The sequence below is a fragment of the Streptomyces sp. NPDC004327 genome (assembly GCF_042873935.1).
Taxonomy (GTDB): Bacteria; Actinomycetota; Actinomycetes; order Streptomycetales; family Streptomycetaceae; genus Streptomyces.
The window spans coordinates 262,518-288,682 of sequence record NZ_JBIAME010000008.1; the positions used below are offsets into that span (position 1 = coordinate 262,518).

General features: G+C 70.3%; 26 protein-coding genes. 4 read left to right on the plus strand and 22 right to left on the minus strand.

What is annotated here, in order from left to right:
• Positions 1-13 precede the first annotated feature (13 nt).
• The 11 genes from ACFYU9_RS27320 to ACFYU9_RS27370 form a co-directional block, all read right to left on the minus strand.
• Complete coding sequence (locus ACFYU9_RS27320) at positions 14-2,842, minus strand: DEAD/DEAH box helicase (protein ID WP_389212683.1); 2,829 nt, start codon at positions 2,840-2,842, stop codon at positions 14-16.
• Between the two features lie 220 nt (positions 2,843-3,062).
• Positions 3,063-4,010, minus strand: coding sequence for a twin-arginine translocase subunit TatC (gene tatC / locus ACFYU9_RS27325; RefSeq protein ID WP_389212681.1), 948 nt, complete (start codon positions 4,008-4,010; stop codon positions 3,063-3,065).
• A 59-nt stretch (positions 4,011-4,069) separates the two neighbouring features.
• Positions 4,070-4,354, minus strand: coding sequence for a Sec-independent protein translocase subunit TatA (tatA, locus tag ACFYU9_RS27330; protein WP_389212680.1), 285 nt, complete (start codon positions 4,352-4,354; stop codon positions 4,070-4,072).
• A 175-nt stretch (positions 4,355-4,529) separates the two neighbouring features.
• Entirely contained in the window at positions 4,530-4,727 is a 198-nt protein-coding gene (locus ACFYU9_RS27335) for a hypothetical protein (RefSeq protein ID WP_389212678.1), read from the minus strand.
• Positions 4,728-4,761: 34 nt separating this feature from the next.
• Positions 4,762-5,025, minus strand: coding sequence for a hypothetical protein (locus ACFYU9_RS27340; RefSeq protein ID WP_389212676.1), 264 nt, complete (start codon positions 5,023-5,025; stop codon positions 4,762-4,764).
• Between the two features lie 164 nt (positions 5,026-5,189).
• Positions 5,190-6,140: a helix-turn-helix transcriptional regulator gene (locus tag ACFYU9_RS27345; RefSeq protein WP_389346359.1), complete on the minus strand. Its 951-nt coding sequence runs from the start codon at positions 6,138-6,140 to the stop codon at positions 5,190-5,192.
• Between the two features lie 17 nt (positions 6,141-6,157).
• On the minus strand, positions 6,158-7,114 hold the full coding sequence (locus ACFYU9_RS27350) for a helix-turn-helix transcriptional regulator (RefSeq protein WP_389212672.1): 957 nt from the start codon (positions 7,112-7,114) through the stop codon (positions 6,158-6,160).
• A 182-nt stretch (positions 7,115-7,296) separates the two neighbouring features.
• Positions 7,297-7,671 (minus strand): FKBP-type peptidyl-prolyl cis-trans isomerase, encoded by a 375-nt coding sequence (locus ACFYU9_RS27355; RefSeq protein ID WP_389212670.1) that lies wholly within the window; start codon positions 7,669-7,671, stop codon positions 7,297-7,299.
• A gap of 62 nt (positions 7,672-7,733) precedes the next feature.
• Positions 7,734-8,672, minus strand: a complete 939-nt coding sequence (locus ACFYU9_RS27360) for an FKBP-type peptidyl-prolyl cis-trans isomerase (protein ID WP_389212668.1) — start codon at positions 8,670-8,672, stop codon at positions 7,734-7,736.
• A gap of 210 nt (positions 8,673-8,882) precedes the next feature.
• Positions 8,883-10,244 carry a Pup--protein ligase gene (gene pafA / locus ACFYU9_RS27365; RefSeq protein ID WP_389212666.1) on the minus strand — a complete coding sequence of 454 codons (1,362 nt, stop codon included), beginning with the start codon at positions 10,242-10,244 and terminating at the stop codon, positions 8,883-8,885.
• A 63-nt stretch (positions 10,245-10,307) separates the two neighbouring features.
• On the minus strand, positions 10,308-11,585 hold the full coding sequence (locus ACFYU9_RS27370) for an MFS transporter (protein WP_389346361.1): 1,278 nt from the start codon (positions 11,583-11,585) through the stop codon (positions 10,308-10,310).
• Positions 11,586-11,770: 185 nt separating this feature from the next.
• Between ACFYU9_RS27370 and ACFYU9_RS27375 the strand changes: the two genes are divergently transcribed.
• Positions 11,771-12,790: a LacI family DNA-binding transcriptional regulator gene (locus ACFYU9_RS27375; RefSeq protein ID WP_389213117.1), complete on the plus strand. Its 1,020-nt coding sequence runs from the start codon at positions 11,771-11,773 to the stop codon at positions 12,788-12,790.
• Between the two features lie 82 nt (positions 12,791-12,872).
• On the opposite strand, the gene prcA is transcribed toward ACFYU9_RS27375, so the two are convergent.
• The 6 genes from prcA to arc form a co-directional block, all read right to left on the minus strand.
• Positions 12,873-13,625, minus strand: a complete 753-nt coding sequence (gene prcA / locus ACFYU9_RS27380) for a proteasome subunit alpha (protein WP_389212662.1) — start codon at positions 13,623-13,625, stop codon at positions 12,873-12,875.
• 94 nt (positions 13,626-13,719) lie between these two features.
• The gene (gene prcB, locus ACFYU9_RS27385; RefSeq protein WP_389212660.1) at positions 13,720-14,559 is read right to left on the minus strand and encodes a proteasome subunit beta; all 840 of its coding nucleotides are present in this window, start codon (positions 14,557-14,559) and stop codon (positions 13,720-13,722) included.
• Positions 14,511-15,086, minus strand: coding sequence for an endonuclease VII domain-containing protein (locus tag ACFYU9_RS27390; protein ID WP_389346509.1), 576 nt, complete (start codon positions 15,084-15,086; stop codon positions 14,511-14,513). Before ACFYU9_RS27390 ends, prcB begins: the two co-directional genes overlap by 49 nt.
• A gap of 63 nt (positions 15,087-15,149) precedes the next feature.
• Entirely contained in the window at positions 15,150-15,362 is a 213-nt protein-coding gene (locus ACFYU9_RS27395) for a ubiquitin-like protein Pup (RefSeq protein WP_175439096.1), read from the minus strand.
• Positions 15,363-15,527: 165 nt separating this feature from the next.
• On the minus strand, positions 15,528-17,039 hold the full coding sequence (dop, locus tag ACFYU9_RS27400; RefSeq protein ID WP_389212657.1) for a depupylase/deamidase Dop: 1,512 nt from the start codon (positions 17,037-17,039) through the stop codon (positions 15,528-15,530).
• Between the two features lie 186 nt (positions 17,040-17,225).
• Positions 17,226-18,992 (minus strand): proteasome ATPase, encoded by a 1,767-nt coding sequence (arc, locus tag ACFYU9_RS27405; protein ID WP_389212655.1) that lies wholly within the window; start codon positions 18,990-18,992, stop codon positions 17,226-17,228.
• Positions 18,993-19,234: 242 nt separating this feature from the next.
• On the opposite strand from arc, the gene ACFYU9_RS27410 reads away from it, so the two are divergent.
• Entirely contained in the window at positions 19,235-19,546 is a 312-nt protein-coding gene (locus ACFYU9_RS27410; protein ID WP_389212653.1) for a ferredoxin, read from the plus strand.
• Between the two features lie 35 nt (positions 19,547-19,581).
• On the opposite strand, the gene ACFYU9_RS27415 is transcribed toward ACFYU9_RS27410, so the two are convergent.
• From ACFYU9_RS27415 to ACFYU9_RS27425, 3 genes are all read right to left on the minus strand, one after another.
• On the minus strand, positions 19,582-20,145 hold the full coding sequence (locus ACFYU9_RS27415; RefSeq protein ID WP_389346363.1) for a hypothetical protein: 564 nt from the start codon (positions 20,143-20,145) through the stop codon (positions 19,582-19,584).
• 253 nt (positions 20,146-20,398) lie between these two features.
• Positions 20,399-21,286, minus strand: a complete 888-nt coding sequence (locus ACFYU9_RS27420) for a tRNA (adenine-N1)-methyltransferase (RefSeq protein ID WP_019884997.1) — start codon at positions 21,284-21,286, stop codon at positions 20,399-20,401.
• Positions 21,287-21,438: 152 nt separating this feature from the next.
• A complete protein-coding gene (locus tag ACFYU9_RS27425; RefSeq protein ID WP_389213115.1) occupies positions 21,439-22,572 on the minus strand; it encodes a site-2 protease family protein in 1,134 nt (377 codons plus the stop codon).
• Between the two features lie 227 nt (positions 22,573-22,799).
• On the opposite strand from ACFYU9_RS27425, the gene ACFYU9_RS27430 reads away from it, so the two are divergent.
• Positions 22,800-23,711, plus strand: a complete 912-nt coding sequence (locus ACFYU9_RS27430) for a RecB family exonuclease (protein ID WP_389346365.1) — start codon at positions 22,800-22,802, stop codon at positions 23,709-23,711.
• Positions 23,712-23,748: 37 nt separating this feature from the next.
• A complete protein-coding gene (locus ACFYU9_RS27435) occupies positions 23,749-24,420 on the plus strand; it encodes a response regulator (protein ID WP_389212649.1) in 672 nt (223 codons plus the stop codon).
• Positions 24,421-24,509: 89 nt separating this feature from the next.
• On the opposite strand, the gene ACFYU9_RS27440 is transcribed toward ACFYU9_RS27435, so the two are convergent.
• Together ACFYU9_RS27440 and ACFYU9_RS27445 are read right to left on the minus strand one after the other, a co-directional pair.
• Positions 24,510-24,863, minus strand: coding sequence for an ASCH domain-containing protein (locus ACFYU9_RS27440; protein WP_389212647.1), 354 nt, complete (start codon positions 24,861-24,863; stop codon positions 24,510-24,512).
• 162 nt (positions 24,864-25,025) lie between these two features.
• A complete protein-coding gene (locus tag ACFYU9_RS27445; protein ID WP_389212645.1) occupies positions 25,026-26,159 on the minus strand; it encodes a hypothetical protein in 1,134 nt (377 codons plus the stop codon).
• Positions 26,160-26,165 lie beyond the last annotated feature (6 nt).

The window sequence follows — 26,165 nt, forward strand, 5'->3', positions numbered from 1 at the left end:
CGGCGGCTCCCCGTCAGCTCACCGAGCTGTACGCCACCACACCCCTGAGCAGCGAGTCCACCGCCTTGCGCGCGTTCTTCGCGACGGTGCTGTTCTCCCTCGGCGCGGCGGCCGCGATCTGCCCGAGCACGTCGATGACCTGCTTGCACCAGCGGACGAAGTCGCCGGCCGGCATCTCGGCCTCGCGCAGCACCTCGTCGAGCCCCTTGTCGGAGGCCCACTGGTAGGCGGCCCAGGCGAAGCCCAGGTCGGGCTCGCGCTGTCCGACGCCCTCGGCCTGGTGGAGCTTGAACTCCTCCTCCAGCGCGTCGAGCCGGCCCCAGATCCGCACCATCTCGCCGAGCGCCGCCTTGGAATTGCCGGTCGGCAGCTTCGGCGCCACGGCGTCGTCGGACTGCCGGGCCTCGTAGACGAGCGCGGAGACGCAGGCGGCCAGTTCGGCAGGGGTGAGCCCCTCCCAGACGCCCTCGCGCAGGCATTCGCTGGCGAGCAGGTCGAGCTCGCCGTAGAGCCGGGCGAGCCGCTTGCCGTTGTCGGTGACGTCGTCGTCGCGCAGGTAGTCGAGCTCGGTGAGGAGCGCGACGATCCGGTCGAAGGTGCGGGCGATGGTGTTCGTCCGGCCCTCGATGCGCCGCTCCAGCTGCTTGGTGTCGCGCTGCAGGCGGTAGTAGCGCTCGGCCCAGCGGGCGTGGTCCTCGCGCTCGTCGCAGCCGTGGCAGGGATGGGCGCGGATCTCGGTGCGCAGCCGGGCGATCTCGCGGTCGTCGGCGGCGGCCGAGCGCTGCTTGCGGTGCCGCTCCGGGTTGATGTGCCCGGCCTTGCTGCGCAGCGCGGAGGCGAGGTCGCGGCGGGACTGCGGCGACTTCGGGTTGAAGGACCGCGGGATCCGCATCCGCTCCAGCGGCTCCACGGGCACCGGGAAGTCCATCGAGGCGAGCCGCTTGACCTGCCGCTCGGCGGTGAGCACGAGCGGGCGCGGCCCGTCGTGGTACTCGAAGCCGCGGTGTCCGTCGGTCCGCCCGGCCGGGACGCCCGGGTCGAGGACGAGGGCGAGGCCGGCGAACTTTCCGGTGGGCACGTGGATGATGTCGCCGGGCTTGAGCCGCTCCAGGGAGGCGGCGGCCTGGGCGCGCCGCTGGGCGGCGCCCTGCCGGGCGAGATCGGTCTCGCGGTCCTTGAGCTCGCGGCGCAGCCGCGCGTACTCCTCGAAGTCGCCGAGGTGGCAGGTCATGCCCTCCCGGTAGCCCTCCAGGCCCTCCTCGTTGCGCTGCACCTGCCGGGAGATCCCGACGACCGAGCGGTCGGCCTGGAACTGGGCGAAGGAGGTCTCCAGGAGCTCGCGCGAGCGGTGCCGGCCGAACTGGTCGACCAGGTTGACCGCCATGTTGTACGAGGGCTTGAAGCTGGAGCGCAGCGGGTACGTGCGGGTGCCGGCGAGTCCGGCGAGGTGCGCCGGGTCGATGCCGCGCTGCCAGAGCACCACGGCGTGGCCCTCGACGTCGATGCCACGGCGGCCGGCCCGGCCGGTGAGCTGGGTGTACTCGCCGGGGGTGATGTCGGCGTGCTGCTCGCCGTTCCACTTGACGAGCTTCTCCAGGACCACGGAGCGGGCGGGCATGTTGATGCCGAGCGCCAGGGTCTCGGTGGCGAAGACGGCCTTGACGAGGCCGCGGACGAAGAGCTCCTCGACGACCTCCTTGAAGGTCGGGAGCATGCCGGCGTGGTGGGCGGCGATGCCCCGCTCCAGGGCCTCCAGCCACTCGTAGTAGCCGAGGACGTGCAGGTCCTCGTCAGGGATGGCGGCGGTGCGCTCCTCGACGATCTCACGGACCCGCCGGCGCGCGTCGTCGTCGTTGAGCCGCAGGCCGGCGTAGAGGCACTGCTGGACGGCGGCCTCGCAGCCGGCGCGGCTGAAGATGAAGGTGATCGCGGGGAGCAGTCCCTCGGCGTCGAGCCGCTCGATGACCTCGGGCCGGCCCGGGGTCCAGATGCGGGAGCGCTGGCGCCGCTCGCGCTCGCGGTCGGCCTCGCGGACCATCTTGCCGCGGCGCCGCTCGCGCGGGTTGTACGTGCGCGAGTTCTCGGTGCGGGCGAGGCGCAGCAGGTCGGGGTTGACCTCGCGGCGCGAGGCGCCGCGGCCGCCATGGTCGGTCTCCTCCTCGAAGAGGTCGTACATCCGGCGGCCGGCCAGGACGTGCTGCCACAGCGGCACGGGGCGGCTCTCGGAGACGATGACCTCGGTGTCGCCGCGCACGGTGTCCAGCCAGTCGCCGAACTCCTCGGCGTTGGACACGGTCGCGGAGAGCGACACCAGGGTCACGGACTCGGGGAGGTGGATGATCACTTCCTCCCAGACGGCGCCGCGGAAGCGGTCCGAGAGGTAGTGGACCTCGTCCATGACGACGTACCCGAGACCGGAGAGCGCCTGGGACCCCGCGTACAGCATGTTGCGGAGGACCTCGGTGGTCATGACGATGACCGGGGCGTCGCCGTTGACACTGTTGTCGCCGGTGAGCAGGCCGACCTTGTCGTGGCCGTAACGCTTGACGAGATCGGCGTACTTCTGGTTGGAGAGCGCCTTGATGGGCGTCGTGTAGAAGCACTTGCGGCCCTGGGAGAGGGCGAGGTGGACGGCGAACTCGCCGACGATGGTCTTGCCGGAGCCCGTGGGAGCGGCGACGAGCACGCCCTTGCCCGCCTCGAGGGCCTGGCACGCCTCGATCTGGAAGGGGTCCAGACCAAAGTCGTACATCTCGCGGAAGGGGGCCAGCGCGGTGGCCTGCTCGCGGTTGCGGTTCAGAGCGGCTGCGTACGCTTCGGCTGGTGTGAGGTCCTCTGTCATCTTGTTGTCGAGCCTACCCGCCACCTCTGACAGTGACGCGATCTTTATCGAGCGGCTTCGATTCCCCGGGATCCGCCTCCTGGGATCGGGATCAATGGATCCGGGGATCCGGGGATCCGGGGCAGGGGACCCGGCTGCGCGCATACGAAAGGCCCCCCCCGGACGGATCCGGGGGGACCTTCGCACGTCACGACCGTCGGGCGTGCCGTCGGGTCTGCCGTCAGGTGATGTCGTCGTAGCCGTTCAGCCGCTGCGATCCGGCGCCGTCCTGCTCCCCGCTCGCCTGCTCGGGCAGCGCCCGGGCGGCGGGCACGGTCTCGGTCCGGCCGATGGGCTCGGGCGTGAGGTCCAGCTGCGAGGCCTCGTCGTCGTCGAGCTCGGCGTCGGGGTTGTTGCGCCGGCGCCGCTTGTCGTTGAGCAGCGCGAAGCCGACGGCACCCAGGTAGAGGATGCTGATCGGGATGGCGAGCGCGAGCATGCCGACCGGGTCGGTGGTCGGGGTGATCACGGCGCCGAAGATGAACACGCCCATGATCACGCCGCGCCACCAGCGGGCCATGCGGCGGCCGCTGAGGACGCCGGAGAGGTTCAGCATCACGAGCACGAGCGGCAGCTCGAAGGCGAGGCCGAAGACCAGCACCATGCGCAGGGTGAAGTCGAGGACGTCACCGAGCGAGAGGATGTTGGCGGATCCCGCGGGCGTGAGGCTGATGAGCACCTGCACGCTGATGGGGAGGATGAGGTACGCGATGTAGGCGCCGGCCGCGAAGAGCGGGACCGCGGCGCCGGTGAAGAGGTACGTGTACTTCTTCTCGTGCTTGTGCAGTCCGGGCGCGACGAAGGCCCAGAGCTGGTACAGCCAGACCGGGCTCGCCACGACGAGGCCCGTCGTGAGAGAGAGCTGGATCGTCGTGCTGAACGGTGCCATCAGCGTGTTGAAGGAGACGATCGCGCAGTTGCCGCCGTCGCTGGTGACGCCCGGCGGGCACTTGGGCACCGACCGGGTCAGGAACTGCATGATGTCCTCGCTGTACACGAGGGCCACGATGGTGACCGCGGCGATGGCCAGGAGGCCCTTCGCGAGGCGGTTGCGAAGTTCACGCAGGTGTTCCACGAGGGGCATGCGGCCCTCGGGGTCCTTCTCCTGCTTGCGGGCAGACTTGAGCAACCCACGTCCTCATCTCGTGCGGCAGCCGCCGCGCTGCGCGGCGGCTGCGGCGGGCCGGCTCAGCGCTTGGTGGTGTCGGTGGGCTCGGTCACGGGACGCGCGCTGGTCACGTCGCCGGGAGCGGCCTGGATGGTGCGGGGCGCGGCCTGGTCCTGAGCGGCGGTCTGGGACGCGTCGGCGGGGGCGCTCTGCTGCTCCTCCGACTTCATCGCCTTGGCCTCGCTCTTGAGGATGCGGGCGGACTTGCCCAGCGAACGGGCCATCTCCGGCAGCTTCTTCGCACCGAACAGCAGGATGACGACGACGAGGATCAGAATGATCTCGGTGGGGCCGAGCCTACCCATAGCTGTCTACCTTCTTCACCGAGGCGATATGGAACGTACGTGCCCGGCCGTCCGGACAGCCGTCCGTCCACCGCGCTGCCAGCGATCGTAACCCGCAGGAGTAAACGGGCGGCAATGGCCTTGCATACGGGCGATTGCGTCCGCCGCGCCGCCCGCCCGTGGCGGGCGCGCGAAGTCAGGGCAGCGTCTGGCCCGTTCGCGCGAGGTCGCCCGCGGCGCGCTCCAGGTCCTCGGCGGCCCGGTGGATGCGCTCTGTGGTGCGGGCCACTTGACGGCCGAGCCGCTGGGCCTCCAGGAAGACCTTGATGCCGAGGAGGCCGAGGACGGCGATGCCGAGGAAGCCGAGAGCGATGGCGAGCATGGGCCAGAACATGCGTCGAGCCTAGACGCTCCGGGCGGGCCGGCCGTCAGCCGGTCGTGTGCAGGCGCAGGGTGTTCACGCCGCCGCCCGTGAGGAGTTCGACGATCCGGTCGCCGGCCGGCTTGCGGACGGCGCTGCCGCACTCGGGGCAGGTGAAGGAGTAGAAGGTGGTGCGGCGGCTCGCGCCGATGGCGAGCCGCAGGGCGCCCGCGGAGAGTTCGAAGCGGGCGCGGCAGTCGGGGCAGGCGGCCTTGAAGAGGACCGGGGCGACCGCCGCCGTAAGACCGGACATCGTAGACATCACGGACATTTCCCTAACTCTCCCCACTGCGGTACGAGTACGCCGGTTCGGGTGCCCGCTACGGGTGCGCTGGCACGGGTGCGCCGATGCGGGTACGCGCCGATCGAAGCCTCTCACTGGAAACAGCGCCCGGCGCCCCCGGAACGTCACGTTCCCCTGGTGTCGGGGCCCGCTCAGCCCTCGTACGCGGCCAGCGCCGCGGTCGCCGCCTCCCGCGCGCTGTCCGCGAGCTCGGCCGGGGCCACGATCCGCCCGTCGCTGCCGAGCCGCAGCGCGAGCCGCCGCAGCGAGGCCGGGGCCGGGGTGCGCAGGGTGATCCGCAGACCGCCGTCGGGCAGCTCCTCGGCCGCGTCGTGCGGGTAGTACTCGGCGACCCACCGGCCGCCGGGCCCGACCTCCACCACGACCTCCGGGTCCTCGGCGGACGGCTGCACCAGCCCCTCCGACAGGTCCCGCAGCTCGATCTCCGGCGGCGCGGCCGGCGCGTCGAGGATCCGGATCTCGGCGACCCGGTCGAGCCGGAAGGTGCGGCGCGCCTCGGAGAGCCGGCACCACGCCTCCATGTAGGTGTGGCCGACGGCGAACAGCCGGATCGGGTCCACCTCGCGCTCGGTGAGCTCGTCGCGCGCGGGCGAGTAGTAGCGCAGCCACAGCCGGCGCCGCTCCGAGATCGCCCGGTCGACCTCGGCGAAGACGCCGCCCTCGGACTCGAAGGTCACCGACAGCCGGGAGCTGGCCCCGGCCGCCTCGCCGGCCGCCGCCTCCAGCTTGGCCGTGGCGCGCAGCAGCGCCTCCCGGTCGCCCTCGCGCAGCCCGGGCAGCGTCGCCACCGCGCGCGCGGCGACGAGCAGCGCGGTCGCCTCGTCGGCGGCCAGCCGCAGCGGCTCCGCGACGTCGTCCGGGTTGTGCCACCAGATGCGGTCGCCGTCGGTGTCGATGTCGAGCAGGTCGCCGCCGCGGAAGCTGGTGCCGCACATCGGCAGCACGTCCAGGTCCGAGATCAGCTCGTCCTCGGTGATCCCGAAGGCGCGGGCGACGTCGGCGACGTGCGCGCCCGGCCGCTCGCGGAGATAGGTGACGAGGGACAGCATCCGCCTCGTCTGGTCGATGGCGTTGACGGCCATGATCGTTCCTCTCCCCCTCAGCCCTTGGCCACGGCGCGCAGCCGGTCCACCACGTCGGCCCGCAGATCGGCGGGCTCCAGCACGACCACGTCCGGGCCGAACTCCACCAGCCAGGCGTCGAGCCCGTGCCCGTACGGGATCTCCAGCTCGTCCCAGCCGTCGGCGCCCTCGGTCACCGACCGGGCGCGGGAGCGCAGCGGATAGCCGCAGCCGGCCCGCAGCCGGATCCGGGCCGAGCGCGTGGCGGTCTCGCCGGCCCAGCTCTCGACGGTCTCCCGGACGGTGACGACGTCGGGCACGGGCGCGGTGAAGGCGCCGGCCCGGGAGCGCACCTTGCCGGTGATGCGGGAGAGCCGGAAGACGCGCTCGGCGCCCCGGTCCCGGTCCCAGCCCGCCAGGTACCAGTGACCGCGCCAGCACTCCAGGCCCCACGGCTCGACGTGCCGGGTCTCGGGGCGGGCGGCGTTGGCCTTGCGGTAGTCGAAGACGACCGGGCGGCGGTCGCGGCAGGCCAGCATCAGCGGCTCGAAGGCGGCCTCGTGGACCGGGATGCGCGGTTCGAGGGCGCTGTGCCGGTCGTCGAACGAGTCCTCCGCCTCGGGCATCCCGGCGGCGCGCAGCTTCTGCAGGGCGCCGCTCGCGGCCCCCGCGAGGCGGGCCTGCTGCCAGACCTTGGCGGCCAGCCCGAGGGCGGCGGCCTCCTCGGCGTCGAGGGTGATGGGCGGCAGCCGGTTGGAGTCGCGGCGGGCCAGGTAGCCGGTCTCGCCGTCCAGGTTCTCGACGGTCTCGATGACCAGGCCGAGCTCGCGCAGATCGTCCTTGTCGCGCTCGAACATCCGGTTGAAGGCGTCCTCGCCGGTCGCCTCCATGTACGCCTCGATGGAGCCGCGGAGCTCTCTCTTGCTGAGCGGCCGGCGGGTTCCGAGCAGGCACAGCGCAAGATTCATCAGCCGCTCGGCCTTGGCAATCGCCATCGACGCCCCGCACCCTCTTCTGCCGGATTGACTTCTCGGTGACTTCTCGAACTTCCTGAGACGTCCGACCGTACCGCTCCGCGCGGCCCTGACAAAAGCCGGGACAAACGCCCGAGGACCCCCACCACAGGGGCGGGGGTCCTCGGAACCACGGACCTCGTCAGGCCGGGGTGGGATCAGCCCTAGCGGACGGCCACCAGGTCGCAGACGAAGATCAGCGTCTCGTTCGGGCCGATCGCGGCACCGGCGCCACGCTCGCCGTAGGCCAGGTGCGGCGGGATGACCAGCTGGCGGCGGCCGCCGACCTTCATGCCCTGCACACCCTGGTCCCAGCCGGCGATGACCTGACCGACACCGAGCTGGAAGCCGAGCGGGTTGCCGCGGTTCCAGGACGCGTCGAACTCCTCGCCGGTGCTGAAGGCCACACCCACGTAGTGGACGAGGACCTGGTTCCCGGCCTCGGCAACGGCGCCGTCGCCCTCCCAGATGTCCTTGATCTCCAGAACGGCCGGCGGCTCGCCGCCCGGGAAGTCGACCTCGGGCTTCTCGATGCTCACTGCAGTGTGCTCCTCATACCGATTGAACCGCGCGGACGATGGCCCACGCGACCCGGACAGTCTTACATCTTCGCCAGGATGTCGACGGCGAAGACGAGCGTGGAGTTCTTCGGGATGCCCTGCTTCTCCTGGTCGCCGAACGCCTCCGACGGCGGCGCCACGATCAGGACGCGGCTGCCGACCTTCTTGCCCGCGATGCCGTCCTTGAGACCCTTCAGGGTCAGCTGGCCGAGCGGGAAGTTGGCGGGCTTGCCCTGGACGTAGGTCGAGTCGAAGACCTTGCCGTCCTTCCACAGGGCGGCGACGTAGTTCACGACGACCGTGTCCGTGTCCTTGACGACCTCGCCCTTGGACTCCAGGACGTAGTTGGAGACCAGCTTGGTCGGCGGGGCCACCTTGGGGATGGTCAGCGAGGGCTGCTTGCCGTCGGTGTTGGTGCCGACCTTCGGCAGGTCCTTGTCGTCCTGGGCCACCACGGTGCCCTCGGCGGACTTCGGGATGCTGACGGCCTTCAGGATGTCGACCACGAACACCAGGGTCGAGTTGGGCTTGATGCCCTCCGGCGGCTGCGCACCGTAACCGAGCTCCGGCGGGATGCCGATCTCGACGCGGCTGCCGACCTTCTGGCCTTCCAGACCCTGGTCCCAGCCCTTGATGACCTGGCCGGCGCCGAGGGTCAGCTCGAAGGGCTGCTTCCGGTCGAAGCTGTTGTCGAAGGGCGTGGTCTCGTCCCACTCCTGGCCCAGGTAGTTCACCTGGAGCGCGTCGCCCTTCTTCGTCACCGCGCCCGTGCCCTCGCTGATGACGTTGACCTTGAGGGCCTTGGGCGGGTCTCCCACGCCCTTGGAGAGGGTCGGCTTCTCGCCGAACTTCTCGCCCGCGGTGATGGCGGGAAGCCCGTTCTTCATCGAACCGGAATCGGAGCCCTTTTCGTCGCTGCCGCACGCCGCTGTGGTCAGCAGCAGCAGCGGAACGACGAGGAGGCCGGCAAGTCGGCGCACTGGTTCCTCAGATCTCAGACGGCACAGTAGTTGTCCGGACACTCTAGGGGGTGTCTTGTCGATCAGGCCGGATCGGGGAGCGGTGCCAGGCGCCGCGAGCCCGGCATGATCGACAAGACACCCCCGAGGGGACCGCTCTGTGATGCCGTCGGCCCCGCACGTGAAACGTGCGGGGCCGACGGTGCTGCCGTACGGATCGTTGTCCGCGTCCTACATTCCGGCGATCAGCTTTTCCACCCGGTCGTCGACCGAACGGAACGGGTCCTTGCACAACACCGTGCGCTGCGCCTGGTCGTTGAGCTTCAGGTGGACCCAGTCGACGGTGAAGTCCCGGCGCTGCTCCTGCGCGCGGCGGATGAAGTCGCCGCGGAGCCGGGCCCGGGTGGTCTGCGGGGGCACGGACTTGCCCTCGAAGATCTTCACGTCGTTGCACACGCGCGCCGCCTGCCCGTTCTTCTGGAGCAGGTAGTACAGCCCGCGGCGGCGGTGGATGTCGTGGTACGCGAGGTCTATCTGGGCGACCCGCGGGTGCGACATGGTCATGTTGTGCTTGGCCCGGTACCGCTCGATGAGCTGGTACTTCATGACCCAGTCGATCTCGGTCCCGATCTTGTCGAGCTCCTCGTGCTCGACGGCGTCGAGGGTCCGGCCCCACAGGTCCAGGACCTGGGCGACGGTGCCGCTGCGGATGCCGCGGCGGTCGACGAAGTCGGACGCCTTCTCGAAGTACTCCCGCTGGACCTCCAGGGCGGACGCCTCGCGGCCGCTGGCGAGGCGGACCTTGCGCTGGCCGGTGATGTCGTGGCTGACCTCGCGGATGGCCCGGATCGGGTTCTCCAGGGTCAGGTCGCGCATCACCGTGCCCGCCTCGATCATGCGGAGCACCAGGTCGGTGGCGCCGACCTTGAGCAGCATGGTCGTCTCGGACATGTTGGAGTCGCCGACGATGACGTGGAGCCGGCGGTAGCGCTCGGCGTCCGCGTGCGGTTCGTCGCGGGTGTTGATGATGGGGCGCGAACGGGTGGTGGCGGAGCTGACGCCCTCCCAGATGTGCTCGGCACGCTGGGAGACGCAGAAGACGGCACCACGCGGGGTCTGCAGCACCTTTCCGGCGCCGCAGATGAGCTGACGGGTGACGAGGAACGGAATGAGGATGTCCGCGAGCCGCGAGAACTCGCCGTGGCGGGCGACGAGATAGTTCTCGTGGCAGCCGTAGGAGTTTCCGGCGGAGTCGGTGTTGTTCTTGAAGAGATAGACGTCGCCCGCGATTCCCTCCTCGTGCAGGCGGCGTTCCGCGTCGACGAGGAGTCCTTCGAGAATGCGCTCGCCGGCCTTGTCGTGGGTGACCAGTTCGACCACGTTGTCGCATTCGGGAGTTGCGTATTCCGGATGCGAACCCACGTCAAGGTACAGGCGGGCGCCGTTCCGCAGGAAGACATTGCTGCTGCGGCCCCATGACACGACACGGCGGAAGAGGTACCGCGCCACTTCGTCAGGAGACAGTCGGCGCTGTCCCCTGAACGTGCACGTGACGCCGTACTCGTTCTCCAGCCCGAAAATGCGGCGGTCCATGTCAGAACATTACGCCTGACGGCCTCTTCTGAAACCGGGTTCGACGACCCCGTTCCGATCGATTTACGAGGCGTGCGCGTTCTTTTCGGCCTCCGCGGCCCGCGGCCCCTCGTTCCCGCCGCCCCCGCTGACGGCGTGTCGCGGCCGCGGAGAGGCGTCGAGGACCCGGCCGGTGGCGAGCAGGACGAGGAAGGCGACGAAGCCGCCGACGCCGGCCACGGCGAATCCGGCGGGCGTCCCGGCGAGTTCCACGGCCGGGCCCGAGACGGCCGAACCGAGGGCGGCACCGACGCCGAAGGTGGTCACGAGCCAGGAGAACGCCTCGGTCACGGTGCCGGTCGGGGCGTGCCGGTCGACCACGATGAAGGCGCAGGCGAGGGCCGGGGCCAGGAAGACGCCCGCGAGGGCGGTCAGGGCCGTCATGGCGAGGGGGCCGGGCACCAGCAGCAGCGGCAGGTAGCCGAGCGCGAGCAGCAGGACGAGGACCCGCAGCCGCCGCTCCGGCGCACCGGCCCACTGGCGGGCCCCGTAGACCGTGCCGCCGATGAGGGCGCCGAGGCCGAGCGCGGCCATCAGCCAGCCGTACACGGCCTGGTTTCCGCGGTCGTCCGCGTAGGCGACGGCGGCGACGGTGATGGAGCCGAGGGCCAGCCCGACGAAGAAGAACGAGCCGAGCAGGGCGAGCAGCCCGGGCGAGCGCAGCGCACCCAGCCAGTGGGCCTCCCGGGTGGCCGAGCGCCAGGCCCGGGACGGCTTGGAGACGACCACCGACAGCGCGCCGAGCACGCCGAGCACGTTGATGACGACGAGCGCCGCGGCCGGTGACCACAGCGCCACGATCAGCGTCAGGAGCAGCGGCCCGACGGTGAACATGACCTCCTGCGCGACGGCGTCCATGGCGTACGCGCGGTGCACCCGGTCCTCCCGGCCCAGGACACTCGGCCACAGGGCCCGCAGACCGCCTTCCAGCGGCGGCGTGAAGAGCCCGGCGACCAGCACGGCGGCGTAGGCGAGGAACAGGTTGCCGATGCCCGTGACGGCCAGGGCGGCCATGCCGACCGCGGAGACGACCGCGGCGGGCAGCTGGACGCGCGGCTGGCCCTTCAGGTCGACGGCCCGGCCGAGCAGCGGCTGGCCGACGGCGGTGGCGAGGCCGTACGCGGCGATGAGACCGCCCGCGAGGCTGTAGCTGCCGCCCTCGGCCCGGGTGAAGACCGTGATGGCGATGGGACCGGTGCCGTTGGGAAGCCGGCCGACGAGGGTGCCGGCGAGCAGGCGCGCCGCATGGGGCGCCCGCAGGATGTCGAGATAGCCGCCGCTCGCCTTGGCCTCGGTGGCCATGCCGTCTCCCTCCCCGGGCATCCGCCCCAGGTTTCGTGTCGCAGGTCCTGTCCCAGGGTCTGCGTCGTCGTCTCACGTCTCAAGTTTTACGTATAACGTTCGGCGTCATACGTACCATGTCGACACCACGCCGGTCCACCCCGCGCGTGCCGACCCACCAGCAGCCAGCCGCCGCGGAGGTACGCGTGCACAGCCCGGAACCCCTCGGCGCACACCGCCCCACCAGCCGGGACGTCGCCGCCGCGGCCGGGGTCTCCCAGGCCACCGTCTCCCTCGTCCTCGGCGACAAATGGCGCGGCCGGGTCTCCGAACGCACCGCCGGCGCCGTCCGCGAAGCCGCCGCCCGGCTCGGCTACCGCCCCAACCTCGCCGCCCGCAACCTGCGCCTCGGCCGCACCCGCACGGCCCTCCTCGTCGTCCCCGCCCTCACCAACGAGTTCTTCGCCCGCGTCTACACCGGCGCCGCCACCGTCGCCGCCCGGCACGGCTTCGGCGTCGTCCTCTACCCCTCCCCCGACGGCATCGGCCCCGCCCGGGACCCCTTCGCCTCCGCCCGCGCCGCCCTGGACGGCGTCATCGCCTCCTCCATGGCCACCGACGCCCTCAAGGCGTTCGACTCCACCGACCTGCCGCTCGTCATGCTCGACAGCGACCCCACCGCCAGCGGCGCCGCCGCCCACGTGAACCTCGACATCGCCGACGGCATGCGCCAGGTCACCGGCCACCTGCTCGCCCTCGGCCACCGGCGCTTCCTCCACCTCGCCTCGGCCGTACCGTCCTGGACCTTCGACGTCCGCGCCGCCGCCCTCGCCCACGCCCTGCGCGACGCCTCCGTCACGACCGTCCGCGCCCCCCTCGACGTCCAGGGCGCCCGCAAGACCGCCGAACACGCCCTCACCGCACCCGGCCCCCGGCCCACCGCCGTCATCTGCGACGACGACATCCTCGCCGCCGGCGCCTGCAAGGCCGCCCGCCGGCTCGGCCTGCGCGTGCCCGAGGACCTCTCCGTCACCGGCTTCGACGACCTGGCCCTCGCCACCGCCGTCGAACCCGAACTCACCACCGTCGGCCTGCCCGCCGAACGCATCGGCGAACGCGGCATGGCCGCCCTCCTCGCCGTCCTCGACGGCCGCGAGCCCGACGCCGGCGACCTGCCCGTCACCCTGACCGTACGAGGCTCCTCGGGCCCCGCACCGGCCGCCTGACACACACACGAAAGGGCCCCGGTGCCGTACGCGCGCGTACGGCACCGGGGCCCTCGTCACCGACCCGCGGCGACTACTCCCGCTACTCCTCGGGAGCCTCGTCCGACGGGTCGTCCGTCTTCACCACGGACACGTCGGACGCCTCCAGCAGACGCTTCAGCTGCCGGCCGACGATCCGCTTGAACTTCCGCTGCTGCGGACGCGTCCGGTCCAGGACCGCCACCTCCAGACGCTCGGCGGGAATCTCCCGCTCCGTCCCGTTGGTGTCCCGCGACAGCGCCTGCACGGCCAGCTTCAGCGCCTCCGCGAGCGACATCCCGTCCCGGTGCCGCTGGTCCAGGAACGAACTGATCTGCTCCGCGTTGCCACCGACCGCGACCGAACCGTGCTCGTCCACGATCGACCCGTCGTGCGGCAGCCGGTAGATCTGGTCGCCATCGGGCTCCGCGCCGACCTCGGCCACGACCAGCTCCACCTCGTACGGCTTCTCGCCCGCACTGGAGAAGATCGTGCCCAGCGTCTGCGCGTACACGTTCGCCAGACCACGCGCCGTGACGTCGTCACGGTCGTAGGTGTAGCCGCGCAGATCGGCGTAGCGCACGCCACCGATGCGCAGGTTCTCGTACTCGTTGTACTTGCCGGCCGCGGCGAAGCCGATCCGGTCGTAGATCTCGCTGAACTTGTGCAGCGCGCGCGACGGGTTCTCGCCCACGAAGACGATGCCGTCGGCGTACTGGAGGACGACCAGACTGCGACCGCGGGCGATGCCCTTGCGGGCGTACTCCGCCCGGTCGGCCATGGCCTGCTGGGGTGAGACATAGAACGGCGTGGACACCGGCTACCGTCCCTTTCTACCGGATCTACCGGTTCTTCCGGCCTGAGAGGCTTCTACGAGGATCGACGGAGAATCGACGAACGGTCACGAACGGTCACAGCAGCGCGGCGCGCGGCCCGTCGGGCTGCTCCAGACGCCGCTCGGTGACCGACCGGGCCAGCTCGGAGGACTCCTCCTCCGTGAGCCTGCGGAAGCCGTCCTCGGTGATGACGGTGACGATCGGGAAGATCCTGCGCGCCAGGTCCGGGCCACCGGTCGCCGAGTCGTCGTCCGCCGCGTCGTAGAGCGCCTGCACGACGAGCGTGGTGGCCTGCTCCTCGGTCAGGTCGTTCCGGTAGAGCTTCTTCATCGACCCGCGCGCGAAGATCGAACCCGAGCCGGTGGCGGCGTACCCGTGCTCCTCGGAGCGGCCGCCGGTGACGTCGTAGGAGAAGATCCGCCCCTTCTCCCGGCCCTCGTCCCAGCCCGCGAAGAGCGGGACGACGGCGAGGCCCTGCATGGCCATGCCCAGGTTTCCGCGGATCATCGTGGACAGGCGGTTCGCCTTGCCCTCCAGGGAGAGCGTGGCGCCCTCCACCTTCTCGAAGTGCTCCAGCTCCAGCTGGAACAGCTTCACCATCTCCACCGCGAGACCGGCGGTGCCGGCGATGCCGACCGCCGAGTACTCGTCCGCCGGGAACACCTTCTCGATGTCCCGCTGCGCGATCATGTTCCCCATGGTCGCCCGCCGGTCACCGGCGAGCACGACGCCCCCGGGGAAGGTGGCGGCGACGATGGTCGTCCCGTGCGGCGCCTCGACGATCCCCTCGGGGAGCTTCCGGCCGCCCGGGAGGAGCTCCGGCGAGTGGCTCGCCAGGAAGTCGATGAAGGAGGACGAGCCCGGCGTCAGGAAGGCTGCCGGTAGACGCCCTGTGCTACGAGTGTTGGGTTCCACAGGTTTCCTTCCACGTAAGCGGCTGCACGTCTTATGACGTCCGGCCGGTCCTTGAGTTGCCCCAGAGCCGCGTTGCAACTGAAGCAGAGCACGCCCCGGACCTTACCCGTCCGATGATCGTGATCCACATGCTCCGCCGGCCCCTCCTGACAGATCACGCAGACACCGCCTTGGACGGCGATCATCCGGTCGCGTTCGGCTTCGGTGATGCCGTACTTGCGCTTGAAGTACGAGGCACGATTGCGCTGCGCCCGGCACTCCCGGCAGTAACTGGCCCAACCATCCGAGCTGGTCCTGTTCCGCTCCCACTCAGAGTGAGACTTGACCTCTCCGCACTGAGGACACCGCTTATGGCCAGACGGCACGGGCACCTTGACCCGCACCGTCCGCCCCACCGCCTCCTGGCGCGCCTTGTAATGCGCGGCCTGACACTCTCGGCAGTACGCCTGCAATCCGTCGCGCATCGCGCGATTGCTGGCGAAAGCCTCGCGAGGTTGGACCCGCCGACAACGCGAGCACCGCTTCATGCCTTGCGGCACCGGATTGACCACGAGCCCCCCATGCACCTTCGATTCGAAGGTCAAATGATCTTACTGGCCACCCTTTTGTACGAACGACCTCACGAAATCCTCGGCGTTCTCCTCCAAGACGTCGTCGATTTCGTCCAGAACGGAGTCCACGTCGTCCGAAAGCTTCTCCTGGCGTTCCTTGAGGTCGGAGCTCGCCTCCGCCGTGGTCTCCTCGACCTCCTCGGTGGAACGCGTCGCCTTCTGCTGTCCGCCGCCGGTGTCCTTGGTCGCCATTAACCTCACCCCGCTCGAATCGGCCCGCTCGATTGGATCTGTACAAGATCAGACCCTACAAGCCGGGACTGACATCGGCCCCGCAGTTTCTGCAACGTCCGGGCACTGGTCTCATGATTCCCAGTGCCCGGGCATTTCAGCCGCGCTCGGGCTACTCAGAAGTACTCAGCCGCCGGAAAGGACGCGGACCAGTTCCTCCGCGGTCCTGCAGCGGTCGAGCAGTTCCTTGACGTGGTTCCGGGTACCCCGGAGGGGTTCCAGGGTGGGGACGCGCTGGAGGGAGTCGCGGCCGGGGAGGTCGAAGATGACCGAGTCCCAGGAGGCCGCGGCCACGTCGTCCGCGTACTGCTCCAGGCAGCGGCCGCGGAAGTAGGCCCTGGTGTCCTCCGGAGGGCTCGTCTCGGCCCGTTCGACCGCCGGCTCGTCCAGGAGGCGCTTCATGCGGCCGCGGGCCACCAGACGGTTGTACAGGCCCTTCTCGGGCCGCACGTCCGCGTACTGCAGGTCGACCAGGTGCAGCCGGGCCGCGTCCCAGTCGATGTCGTCGCGGCGCCGGTAGCCCTCCATGAGCTCCCGCTTGGCGACCCAGTCCAGCTCGCCGGCCAGGCTCATCGGATCGTTCTCCAGCCGGTTGAGCGTGTCCTCCCAGCGGACCAGGACGTCCTTGGTCTGCTCGTCGGCGTCCGACCCGTAGCGCTCGTCCACGTACTTCCTGGCCAGCTCGAAGTACTCCATCTGGAGCTGCACCGCGGTGAGTGTGCGGCCGCTGCGCAGCGTGATCAGGTACTGGAGCGTCGGGTCGTGCGAGACCTGGTGGAGGGTGCGGACGGGCTGGTCGACGGCGAGGTCGACGGTGATGAAGGCGTCCTCGATCATGGACAGGACGAGCGCCGTCGTGCCCAGCTTGAGGTACGTCGAGATCTCGGAGAGGTTGGCGTCGCCGATGATCACGTGCAGCCGCCGGTACTTCTCGGCGTCCGCGTGCGGTTCGTCGCGGGTGTTGATGATCGGGCGCTTGAGCGTGGTCTCCAGGCCGACCTCGACCTCGAAGTAGTCCGCGCGCTGGCTGATCTGGAAGCCGTGTTCCCGGCCGTCCTGGCCGATGCCGACGCGGCCGGCGCCGGTGACGACCTGGCGGGAGACGAAGAACGGCGTCAGGTGGCGCACGATGTCCGAGAAGGGGGTCTCCCGCTTCATCAGGTAGTTCTCGTGCGTGCCGTAGGACGCGCCCTTGTTGTCGGTGTTGTTCTTGTAGAGGTGGATGGGCTGGGCGCCCGGGAGCTGGGCGGCCCGCTCGGCCGCCTCGGCCATGATCCGCTCGCCGGCCTTGTCCCACAGGACGGCGTCGCGGGGGTTGGTGACCTCGGGGGCGCTGTACTCGGGGTGGGCGTGGTCCACGTAGAGCCGGGCCCCGTTGGTCAGGATGACGTTGGCGAGGCCGATGTCCTCGTCGGTGAGCTGGCTGTTGTCGGCGGCCTCGCGGGCGAGGTCGAAGCCGCGGGCGTCCCGCAGCGGGTTCTCTTCCTCGAAGTCCCAGCGGGCGCGGCGCGCCCGGTGCATCGCCGCCGCGTAGGCGTTGACGATCTGGGACGAGGTGAGCATGGCATTGGCGTTGGGATGCCCGGGGACGGAGATCCCGTACTCCGTCTCGATGCCCATTACTCGCCGTACGGTCATGCGGCCCTCCTTGCCCGGCGCCGCTTCCCGCACAGTGCGTGAATCGGCGGTACCCACGAGCCTAGAGCGGCCTCGCGCGTACGGGGAGATCAGAAGCGAATCGAAGCGAATCCGTGTGTGGCGGGTGAGTGGAAAGCGACGGCTGCGGATGCCCGGTTTCCGGACATCCGCAGCCGGTGCGCGTCACTACAGGTACTGACCGGTATTGGCCACCGTGTCGATGGAGCGGCCGGTGTCCGCGCCCTGCTTTCCGGTGACGAGGGTGCGGATGAACACGATCCGCTCGCCCTTCTTTCCGGAGATCCGGGCCCAGTCGTCGGGGTTGGTGGTGTTGGGCAGGTCCTCGTTCTCCTTGAACTCGTCCACGCAGGCCTGGAGGAGGTGGGAGACGCGGATGCCCTTCTGGTCGTGGTCGAGGAATGCCTTGATGGCCATTTTCTTGGCCCGGTCGACGATGTTCTGGATCATCGCGCCGGAGTTGAAGTCCTTGAAGTAGAGGACTTCCTTGTCGCCGTTGGCGTAGGTGACCTCGAGGAAGCGGTTCTCCTCGGATTCCGCGTACATCTGCTCGACCACGGACTGAATCATTCCGTGGGCGGCCGCCTCCTTGGATCCGCTGTGCTCGGCGAGGTCGTCGGAGTGCAGCGGGAGGGAGGCGGTGAGGTACTTGGCGAAGATGTCCTTGGCCGCCTCGGCGTCCGGGCGCTCGATCTTGATCTTGACGTCGAGCCGGCCGGGGCGGAGGATCGCGGGGTCGATCATGTCCTCGCGGTTGGAGGCGCCGATGACGATGACGTTCTCCAGGCCCTCCACGCCGTCGATCTCGGCGAGCAGCTGCGGGACGATGGTGTTCTCCACGTCCGAGCTGACTCCGGATCCGCGGGTGCGGAAGAGGGATTCCATCTCGTCGAAGAAGACGATGACGGGGGTGCCCTCGCTCGCCTTCTCGCGGGCACGCTGGAAGACGAGGCGGATGTGCCGCTCGGTCTCGCCGACGTACTTGTTGAGGAGCTCGGGGCCCTTGATGTTGAGGAAGTAGGACTTCCCGGCGGGCTGGCCGGTGACCTCGGCGACCTTCTTGGCAAGGGAGTTGGCGACGGCCTTGGCGATCAGCGTCTTGCCGCAGCCGGGCGGGCCGTAGAGCAGGATGCCCTTCGGGGGCCGCAGTTCGTGCTCCTTGAAGAGGTCCGGGTAGAGGTAGGGGAGCTCGACCGCGTCGCGGATCAGTTCGATCTGGTTGCCCAGGCCGCCGATCTTGTCGTAGTCGACGTCCGGGACCTCTTCGAGGACGAGCTCTTCGACCTCGCTCTTCGGGACCACCTCGTAGACGTAGCCCGACCTGGGTTCCAGGAGCAGGGCGTCGCCGGGGCGGATGGTGATGTCGAGCAGCGGTTCGGCGAGCCGCACCACCCGCTCCTCGTCGGTGTGGCCGATGACCAGGGCGCGCTCGCCGTCCTCGAGGATCTCCTTGAGGGTGACGATGTCCCCGGCGCGCTCGAATTCCATGGCCTCGACCACGTTGAGCGCTTCGTTGAGCATGACTTCCTGGCCCCGCCTGAGCTCGTCGAGCTCGACGCTGGGGCTGACGTTCACCCGGAGCTTGCGGCCCCCGGTGAAGATGTCGCATGTGCCGTCCTCGTTGGCCTGCAGGAAGACACCGAAGCCGGCCGGCGGCTGTGCGAGCCGGTCGACCTCCTCCTTGAGGGCCACGATCTGGTCGCGGGCCTCACGGAGGGTATTGGCGAGCCGCTCGTTCTGCGCGGACACGCCGGCCAGGTTCGTCTGCAGCTCGACGATCCGCTCCTCGAGAATCCTCGTGTGACGCGGAGAGTCGGCGAGCTTGCGGCGCAGGACGGCGATTTCCTGCTCGAGATAGGCAACCTGGCCGGCGGGGTCCTCAGACCCCCGCCCCGGCCGGATGCCGCGGTTGATGTCGTCGTCGTGGGCTGCCACGGTCCTCACCTCCTCCAAGGGGAGCTGGACGCTTCCTGACCCTACCTGGGCGGGTGATGATTGAAACCCCTAGATCAAAAAGACTCCGGGGTGTGTCCGATCTTCACCCTTGCGCTTCCCCTCACGCCAGGGGAATACCCACCGGCGCAGTCCGCAAAAGCGGCCGGAGGTATCGTCATGGGTGGTCAACACCCGTCAGGCTTGGCCCGACTTGTCCGCGCGACGCAGGAACGGCAGGAGATATGAGCGTGCAGCACGAGGCCCCGGCCGTGGGCGCCGAGGAGGCGCTGGAGGTCTGGATCGACCAGGACCTGTGCACCGGGGACGGGATCTGTGTGCAGTACGCTCCCGAGGTCTTCGAGCTCGACATCGACGGGCTCGCTTATGTGAAGAGCGCGGACGACGAGCTGCTGCAGGAGCCGGGGGCGACGACGCCGGTGCCGCTGCCGCTGCTGGTCGACGTGGTGGACTCCGCGAAGGAGTGCCCGGGCGACTGCATCCATGTGCGGCGGGTGCGGGACGGCGTCGAGGTGTACGGTCCCGACGCCGCGTGACGGCGGGGTGACGGTCTCGGGGCGGGCCCGGCGGTTCAGATCGCGCGGGCCTCGTCCTGTGCGGTGCGGACGAACGTTCCCCCACGCCAGCGCCAGGTGACCTGTTCGCTCTGGTCGGGGCAGCAGCTGGGGACGTCGGGGGACGAGTAGCCGAGCAGGGTGGCCCGGACGATGCCGTCGCGGATGGCGAAGCCGGTGACGTTCTTCTGCTGGGCGGGCTCGACGAGGGTGGCGACGACCCGGGCCGCGGGGGCGCCGGGGCCCTTGCCGTGGGTGAGGACGTAGATGCCGCTGGGCGGTGTGCCGGAGCCGGCTTCGCAGTGTACGACTGCGACGGTTTCCGGGTTTCCGTCGCCGTCGAGGTCTCCGGTGGCCTTCTGGGCGATCCTGCTGGGGGCTCCCCCGCACTGGAGCGGGTAGTGGGCCGTGGCGGCGTCGGGGGCGGGCCGCGGCGTGGGCGGTGCGGCGGTGGCTCCGGCGGGTCCGGGCTGGATGATGCCCGCGAGGGCGACGACTCCGGCCATCGCGGTGGCGGTGGCCAGCCAGTGCACCGGCCGGGCGTGGGTGTGCGCCAGGTCCGTGACGGCGGAGGTCTGCACGCGAGGAGTCTCCTGTGAGGGTGGTGCGGAAGGAGGAGTTGCGGGCATCGTGCCACACGTCACAGGCGGGCGGAACAGTCGGGGTGGCTTCCTGCCGGGGTGGCCGTCGGGGGACGGTCGGGGGCCTCGGGGAGTCGCTCAGGATGCGCGTGTGCCGCCGTCGTTCTTCCGGCCCGTGGGCGGGAAGTCGACGGCGGCACGCTTGCGTTGTCGGGGCGTCAGCCCCTGGCGGCATCAGCCCTTGTCGGGGCCTTCAGCCCTTGTTGGGGCCTTCGTAGTCCTCGCCGTAGGCGCCCTTGGCGGGGCGGCGGCGGCGCATCGGGGGCTCGACGCCGTCCGCGAGGCGGCGGGCGGTGACGAGGAAGCCGGTGTGGCCGATCATCCGGTGGTCCGGGCGGACGGCCAGGCCCTCGACGTGCCAGTTGCGGATCATGGATTCCCAGGGCTGCGGCTCGGCGTAGCAGCCGAACTCGCGGATGGACTCCACGGTGCGGGCGAGCTGCGTGGTGGTGGCCACGTAGCAGCACAGGATGCCGCCGGGGACGAGGGCCTTGGAGACGGCCTCCAGGCACTCCCAGGGGGCGAGCATGTCGAGGATGACGCGGTCGACGTCGGTGTCGGACAGGTTGTCCTGGAGGTCGCCGACGGTCAGCTGCCACGCGGGGTGCGGGCCGCCGAAGTAGCGCTCGACGTTGCCCTTGGCGATCTCGGCGAAGTCCTCGCGGCGCTCGTAGGAGTGCAGCATGCCGCTGTCGCCGATGGCCCGCAGCAGGAAGGAGCTGAGCGAGCCGGAGCCGACGCCGGCCTCGACGACGCGGGCGCCGGGGAAGATGTCGGCGAAGGCCAGGATCTGCCCCGCGTCCTTGGGGTAGACCACGGCGGCACCGCGGGGCATGGACAGGACGTAGTCGGGGAGCAGGGGGCGCAGCGCGAGGTAGGCGACGTTTCCCGTGGTACGGACAACACTGCCCTCGGGAGCACCGATCAGCTCGTCGTGCGGGAAGGAACCCTTGTGGGTGTGGAAGTTCTTCCCGGCTTCGAGCGTGAAGGTGTAGTGGCGTCCCTTGGGATCGGTGAGCTGGACCTGGTCCCCGACCTTGAAGGGCCCGCGACGGCGGGCGGCACCGGTCGGTTCGGACATGTGAGCCACCTTATCAAGCACTTCCTCCCCTCCGGAGCGCTCATGTCACTGCCGGCGGTCGGCCGTGCTCGGCAGCTGGTTCCTCGGCGCCTCGGCGCGCTCTTCCTTTCGGCAGCGCCGCGCCCCTTGGGCTCGGAAGTGGTCTGCCGGTGTTACGAGGAGGGTCGTGCCATGGCCTTCACGAAGGCCTTCTCGACGTCGGTGGTGGAGAGCACGCCGTAGATCTCGCCGCCGTCCTCGACGACGAGGTATTCGGTGGCGGGGCTGGCGCGGAGGTGGTCGAGGAGGGGCTGGCCGGTGAGGTCGGCGGGGACCTTCATGCCGTCGGTGAGGTCCTGGGAGAGGGCGCTGACGGCGACCCAGGGGCGGCGGTGCTGGGGGATGCCGGCGATGGCGGTCTCGCGGACGATGCCGGTGGGGGTGCCGTGGCCGTCCACGACGACGAGGGCGCGGGCGCCCGCCTCGTTGGCGCGGCGGAGTGCTTCGGAGAGGGGGGTGGCGGATTCGACGGGGATGGCGCGGCGGGTGAGCGTGCGGGCGCGCAGTTCGGGGAGGTGTTCGCGCAGCCGGGCCATGCGGAGGCTGTTGCCGGCGCCGGTCCAGATGATGGCGGCGAGGATGGCGGCGAGCAGGGCGTCGGTGACGGTGGTGAAGCCGGAGACGCTTTCGGTGCTGTTGCCGAGGAGTCCGGTGCGGGTGAGCAGGGGCAGGCCGATGAGGACGGTGACGGCGAGGGCGCGGCCGACCCAGGCGGCGGCGACGGTGCCGCTCATGGCGTTGCCGGTGATCTTCCAGACGATGGCGCGGAGCATGCGGCCGCCGTCGAGGGGCAGCCCGGGGAGCAGGTTGAAGACGGCGACGATGAGGTTGGAGATCATCAGGCCGCCGAGGAGCACGGCGGGGACGGTGCCGGGTTCGACGGCGTAGAGGCCGGCGTAGAAGAGGCCGGCGAGGAGGAGGGAGAGCAGGGGGCCGACGAAGGCGAGGAGGAATTCGCGGCCGGGGGTCTCGGTCTCCTTCTCGATCTCGGAGACGCCGCCGAAGAACTGGAGCTGGATGCGGCGGACCGGGAGTTTGAAGCGGAGCGCGGCGAGGGTGTGGGCCAGTTCGTGGACGAGGACGGAGGCGTAGAAGGCGATCGCGAAGAAGAGGGAGACGAGGTAGCGCAGGGCGCCGAGCTCGGGCAGGACGCGGTCGATCTGGTCGCCGAAGACCCAGGTGATGAGGGCGGCGACCAGGAACCAGCTGGGTGCGACGTAGACGGGCACGCCGAAGGGCCGGCCCATGAGGATGCCGCCGCCCGGGTCCTCGGTCCGCTGCGGCTTGGACTCGTCCTGGTTCACGGGTTCCTTTCGTCGCCGAGCTGCTCGGCCCGCGTCACGTGGTCACGGTTCGATCATGTCGATGATGCAGTGCGACGGGTCCTGAGTCGATGGTATTCCGCGCGTGCCCGGTCAGCGGATCAGGGTCGGACGGGCCCGGGCTGTCAGTGGGGGGCCGTAGTGTCTTCGTCATGAGTACGAGCGAGCAGCCGCCCGTGGAGCCTTCGGCGGCCCGGACGCCCACGTCGTTGTCGCCGTCGCGGGCGAGCGACTTCATGCAGTGTCCGCTGCTGTACCGGTTCCGGGTGATCGACCGGCTGCCGGAGAAGCCGAGCGCTGCGGCGACGCGGGGCACGCTGGTGCACGCGGTGCTGGAGCGGCTGTTCGACGCGCCGGCGGTGGAGCGGACGGCGCCGCGGGCGAAGTCGCTGATCCCGGGGCAGTGGGACCGGTTGCTGGAGTCGCGTCCGGAGCTGGGCGAGCTGTTCGCGGAGGATCCGGCGGGCGAGCGTCTGGCGCAGTGGCTGTCGGAGGCGGAGTCGCTGGTCGAGCGGTGGTTCACGCTGGAGGATCCGACGCGTCTGGAGCCGGCGGAGCGCGAGATGTTCGTGGAGACGGAGCTGGATTCGGGGCTGCGGCTGCGCGGGGTGATCGACCGGGTCGACGTGGCGCCGACGGGCGAGGTGCGGATCGTCGACTACAAGACGGGCAAGGCGCCGCGGCCGGAGTACAGCGAGGGCGCGCTGTTCCAGATGAAGTTCTACGCGCTGGTGGTGTGGCGGCTGAGGAACGTGGTGCCGCGCCGGCTGCAGCTGGTGTATCTGGGCAGTGGGGACGTGCTGACGTACGACCCGGTGGAGGCGGATCTGCTGCGGGTGGAGCGCAAGCTCCTCGCGCTGTGGGAGGCGATCCGGCTGGCGACGGAGACGGGTGACTGGCGGCCGCGGCCGACGAAGCTGTGCGGCTGGTGCGATCACCGGGCGGTGTGTCCGGAGTTCGGGGGCACTCCCCCGGTGTATCCGCTGCCGGTGGTGCCCGCGCGCCCGGCGGAGTCGGGTGAAAGCGGGCAGGGCAGAATGGGTCCCGTTCCGCCCGCTGTCTAAAGCCCCTGGGCCGCCTCGGCCCGTGAAGGAGTTGTCCGTGGCTATCCGCGTCCTGCTGGTCGACGACCAGCCGCTGCTGCGTACCGGTTTCCGGATGATTCTGGAGGCGGAGGGGGACATCGCGGTGGTGGGTGAGGCCGGTGACGGTCTGCAGGCGCTCGACCAGGTGCGGGCGCTGCAGCCGGATGTGGTGCTGATGGACATCCGGATGCCGCGGATGGACGGTGTGGAGGCGACGCGCCAGATCACGGGTCCGGGCCGGGACGGTCCGGCGAAGGTGCTGGTGCTGACGACGTTCGATCTGGACGAGTACGTGGTGGAGGCGCTGAAGGCGGGGGCGAGCGGCTTCCTGCTGAAGGACGCGCCGGCGACGGAGCTCGTCCAGGCGATCCGGGTGGTGGCGGCGGGCGAGGCGATGCTGGCCCCGTCGATCACGCGCCGGCTGCTGGACAAGTACTCGGCGCACCTGCCGTCGGGCGAGGAGCAGGTCCCGGACACGCTGAACACGCTGACGGACCGCGAGGTCGAGGTGTTGAAGCTGGTGGCGCGCGGTCTGTCGAACGCGGAGATCGCGGCGGACCTGTTCGTCTCCGAGACGACGGTGAAGACGCATGTGGGCCACGTACTGACGAAGCTGGGTCTGCGCGACCGGGTACAGGCGGCGGTGTACGCGTACGAGAGCGGCCTGGTGCGCCCCGGCGCCCAGTGACCTCGTCACCGGTTCACGGCGAGGGCCCGGCGCGCTGTCCGCGTGCCGGGCCCTTGCCGTGGGGCCGTGGGGCGCGTCAGCCTTCCACTTCAGCGCGTCAGCTTCACCTCGATGGCCAGGGCACCGAGGGCTTCCTTCTCGGGGCCGTAGATCGTGCGGATGTTGGCGAGTTGCTGGTCGCGGGTGGCGGTCGGGTTGACGTGGGAGGGGCCCTCGCCGTCGAGGAGGGCCTCGAAGTCGGGGTACTCGGTGACGCGTAGGACCTTCACGTCGCAGGTCTCGTCCGTGCCCTTGATGCGGAAGCGGATGGTGTCGCCGGTGGCGAGGTCCGCGAGGTGCGGGTACTTGACCCGCACCTCGATGGTCTTGGTGCCCGCGGCGACGAGCTCGAAGTACTGGCGGTAGAGGTTGAGCTCGCGGACGCGGGCGGTGCGGTCGGTCATCGGGAGGGAACGCTCCTGGCGGACGGTGCGGTCATCAGGCGACCGGGTACGCGGAAGAAGTGGCGGGGGTCGAGGTCGTCGTCTGGTGGCCGGCCACATCGCCCGGCACGGGGCCTACGAGATCACCTGCCTTGGCGGCATCCTCGTCTGCCGCCGGTGAGATCACCCCTGTGGCGGCCAAGGCCCATCGAGCAGGCGGCGGGCCTCTTCGACGATCGAGCCCGCCAGCCGGCCACGGTCGCCGCGTCGGATCGCCGCCCGGTCGTTGTAGGCGTCGGTCTTGTCGACCAGCGGCCTGAGCGTCTGCGGCCGGGCCAGTGCGCCCCACCCTTCGTACGTGATCAGGTCACCGCCGGCGCCGGGGGCCAGGCTGCCGTTCACGACCAGCCGGAGCCACCAGCGGACGAGTTCCCAGCGAACCACTTCCCAGGCGAGGTCGGTGGTGTCGGCCGGGAGGTCCTGGAGCAGGCCCAGTTCGTCCAGCACTTGGTCGAACAGCGCGTCGGCCTGCTCGTGCTCGGAGCGTGACAGGCCGGCGAGGAGAGGGAGGGACTCCGTCTCGACGTCGAGAACCAGCGCCGTGAGGCCGGCTTCGATGAGCTGCTCCGGGTGGTGCCGACGGCCGATCAGGCGTTCCAGGGCCAGCATCCTGATGCAGTCGACGGCTTCCTGCGCGCTCCTGGCGTACGGCGTGAACGGCGTGGGCAGAGAGACATCGATGCCTGGACCGCCCTCGACGAAGTACGACCAGAAGTCGACGGTCGCGTGAGCGAGGAGGCCGCTCGATCGGCTGGCGAATTCGTGGTGGACGTAGTCGGCGAGGTCGTTCCCGTACAGGATGATGTCGGTCTGCCAGACGGACAGCACGGGGTGCCCGTGCTCGCCCGCCGTGCCGGGCAGGTAGCGGTGTCCGTAGACAGGGACCAGCTGCGGCACGCTCTTCAGCTCGGTCCTCGCGACGCGCAGTGCCTCGGATGTCTCTGCCGGCCTCGACGGCCAGGCAGGATGCCAGAACCCGTTGTGCTCCACGTCGAAGAGCACGCCCTCCACCGGCCACGCCAGTCGTCCGGCCAGGTCCTCGGCATCGCCGTCGCGCCAGTCGGGCCACCGCGACGAGCCGTGCGGGAGCCCGGCGGAGAGGAAGACGCGGTGGTCGGCCGAGAACGTGAAGCCGAACCGCCTCTCGACCGCGTCGAGCTCCCGCTCGGTGAGCCCGGGTTCGATCTCGGTGCGGAGCATGCCCTGAAGGCCACGGGCGGCGTCCAGCGTCAGTCGTGGGGTCGACGGCGCGTTCACGCCTGC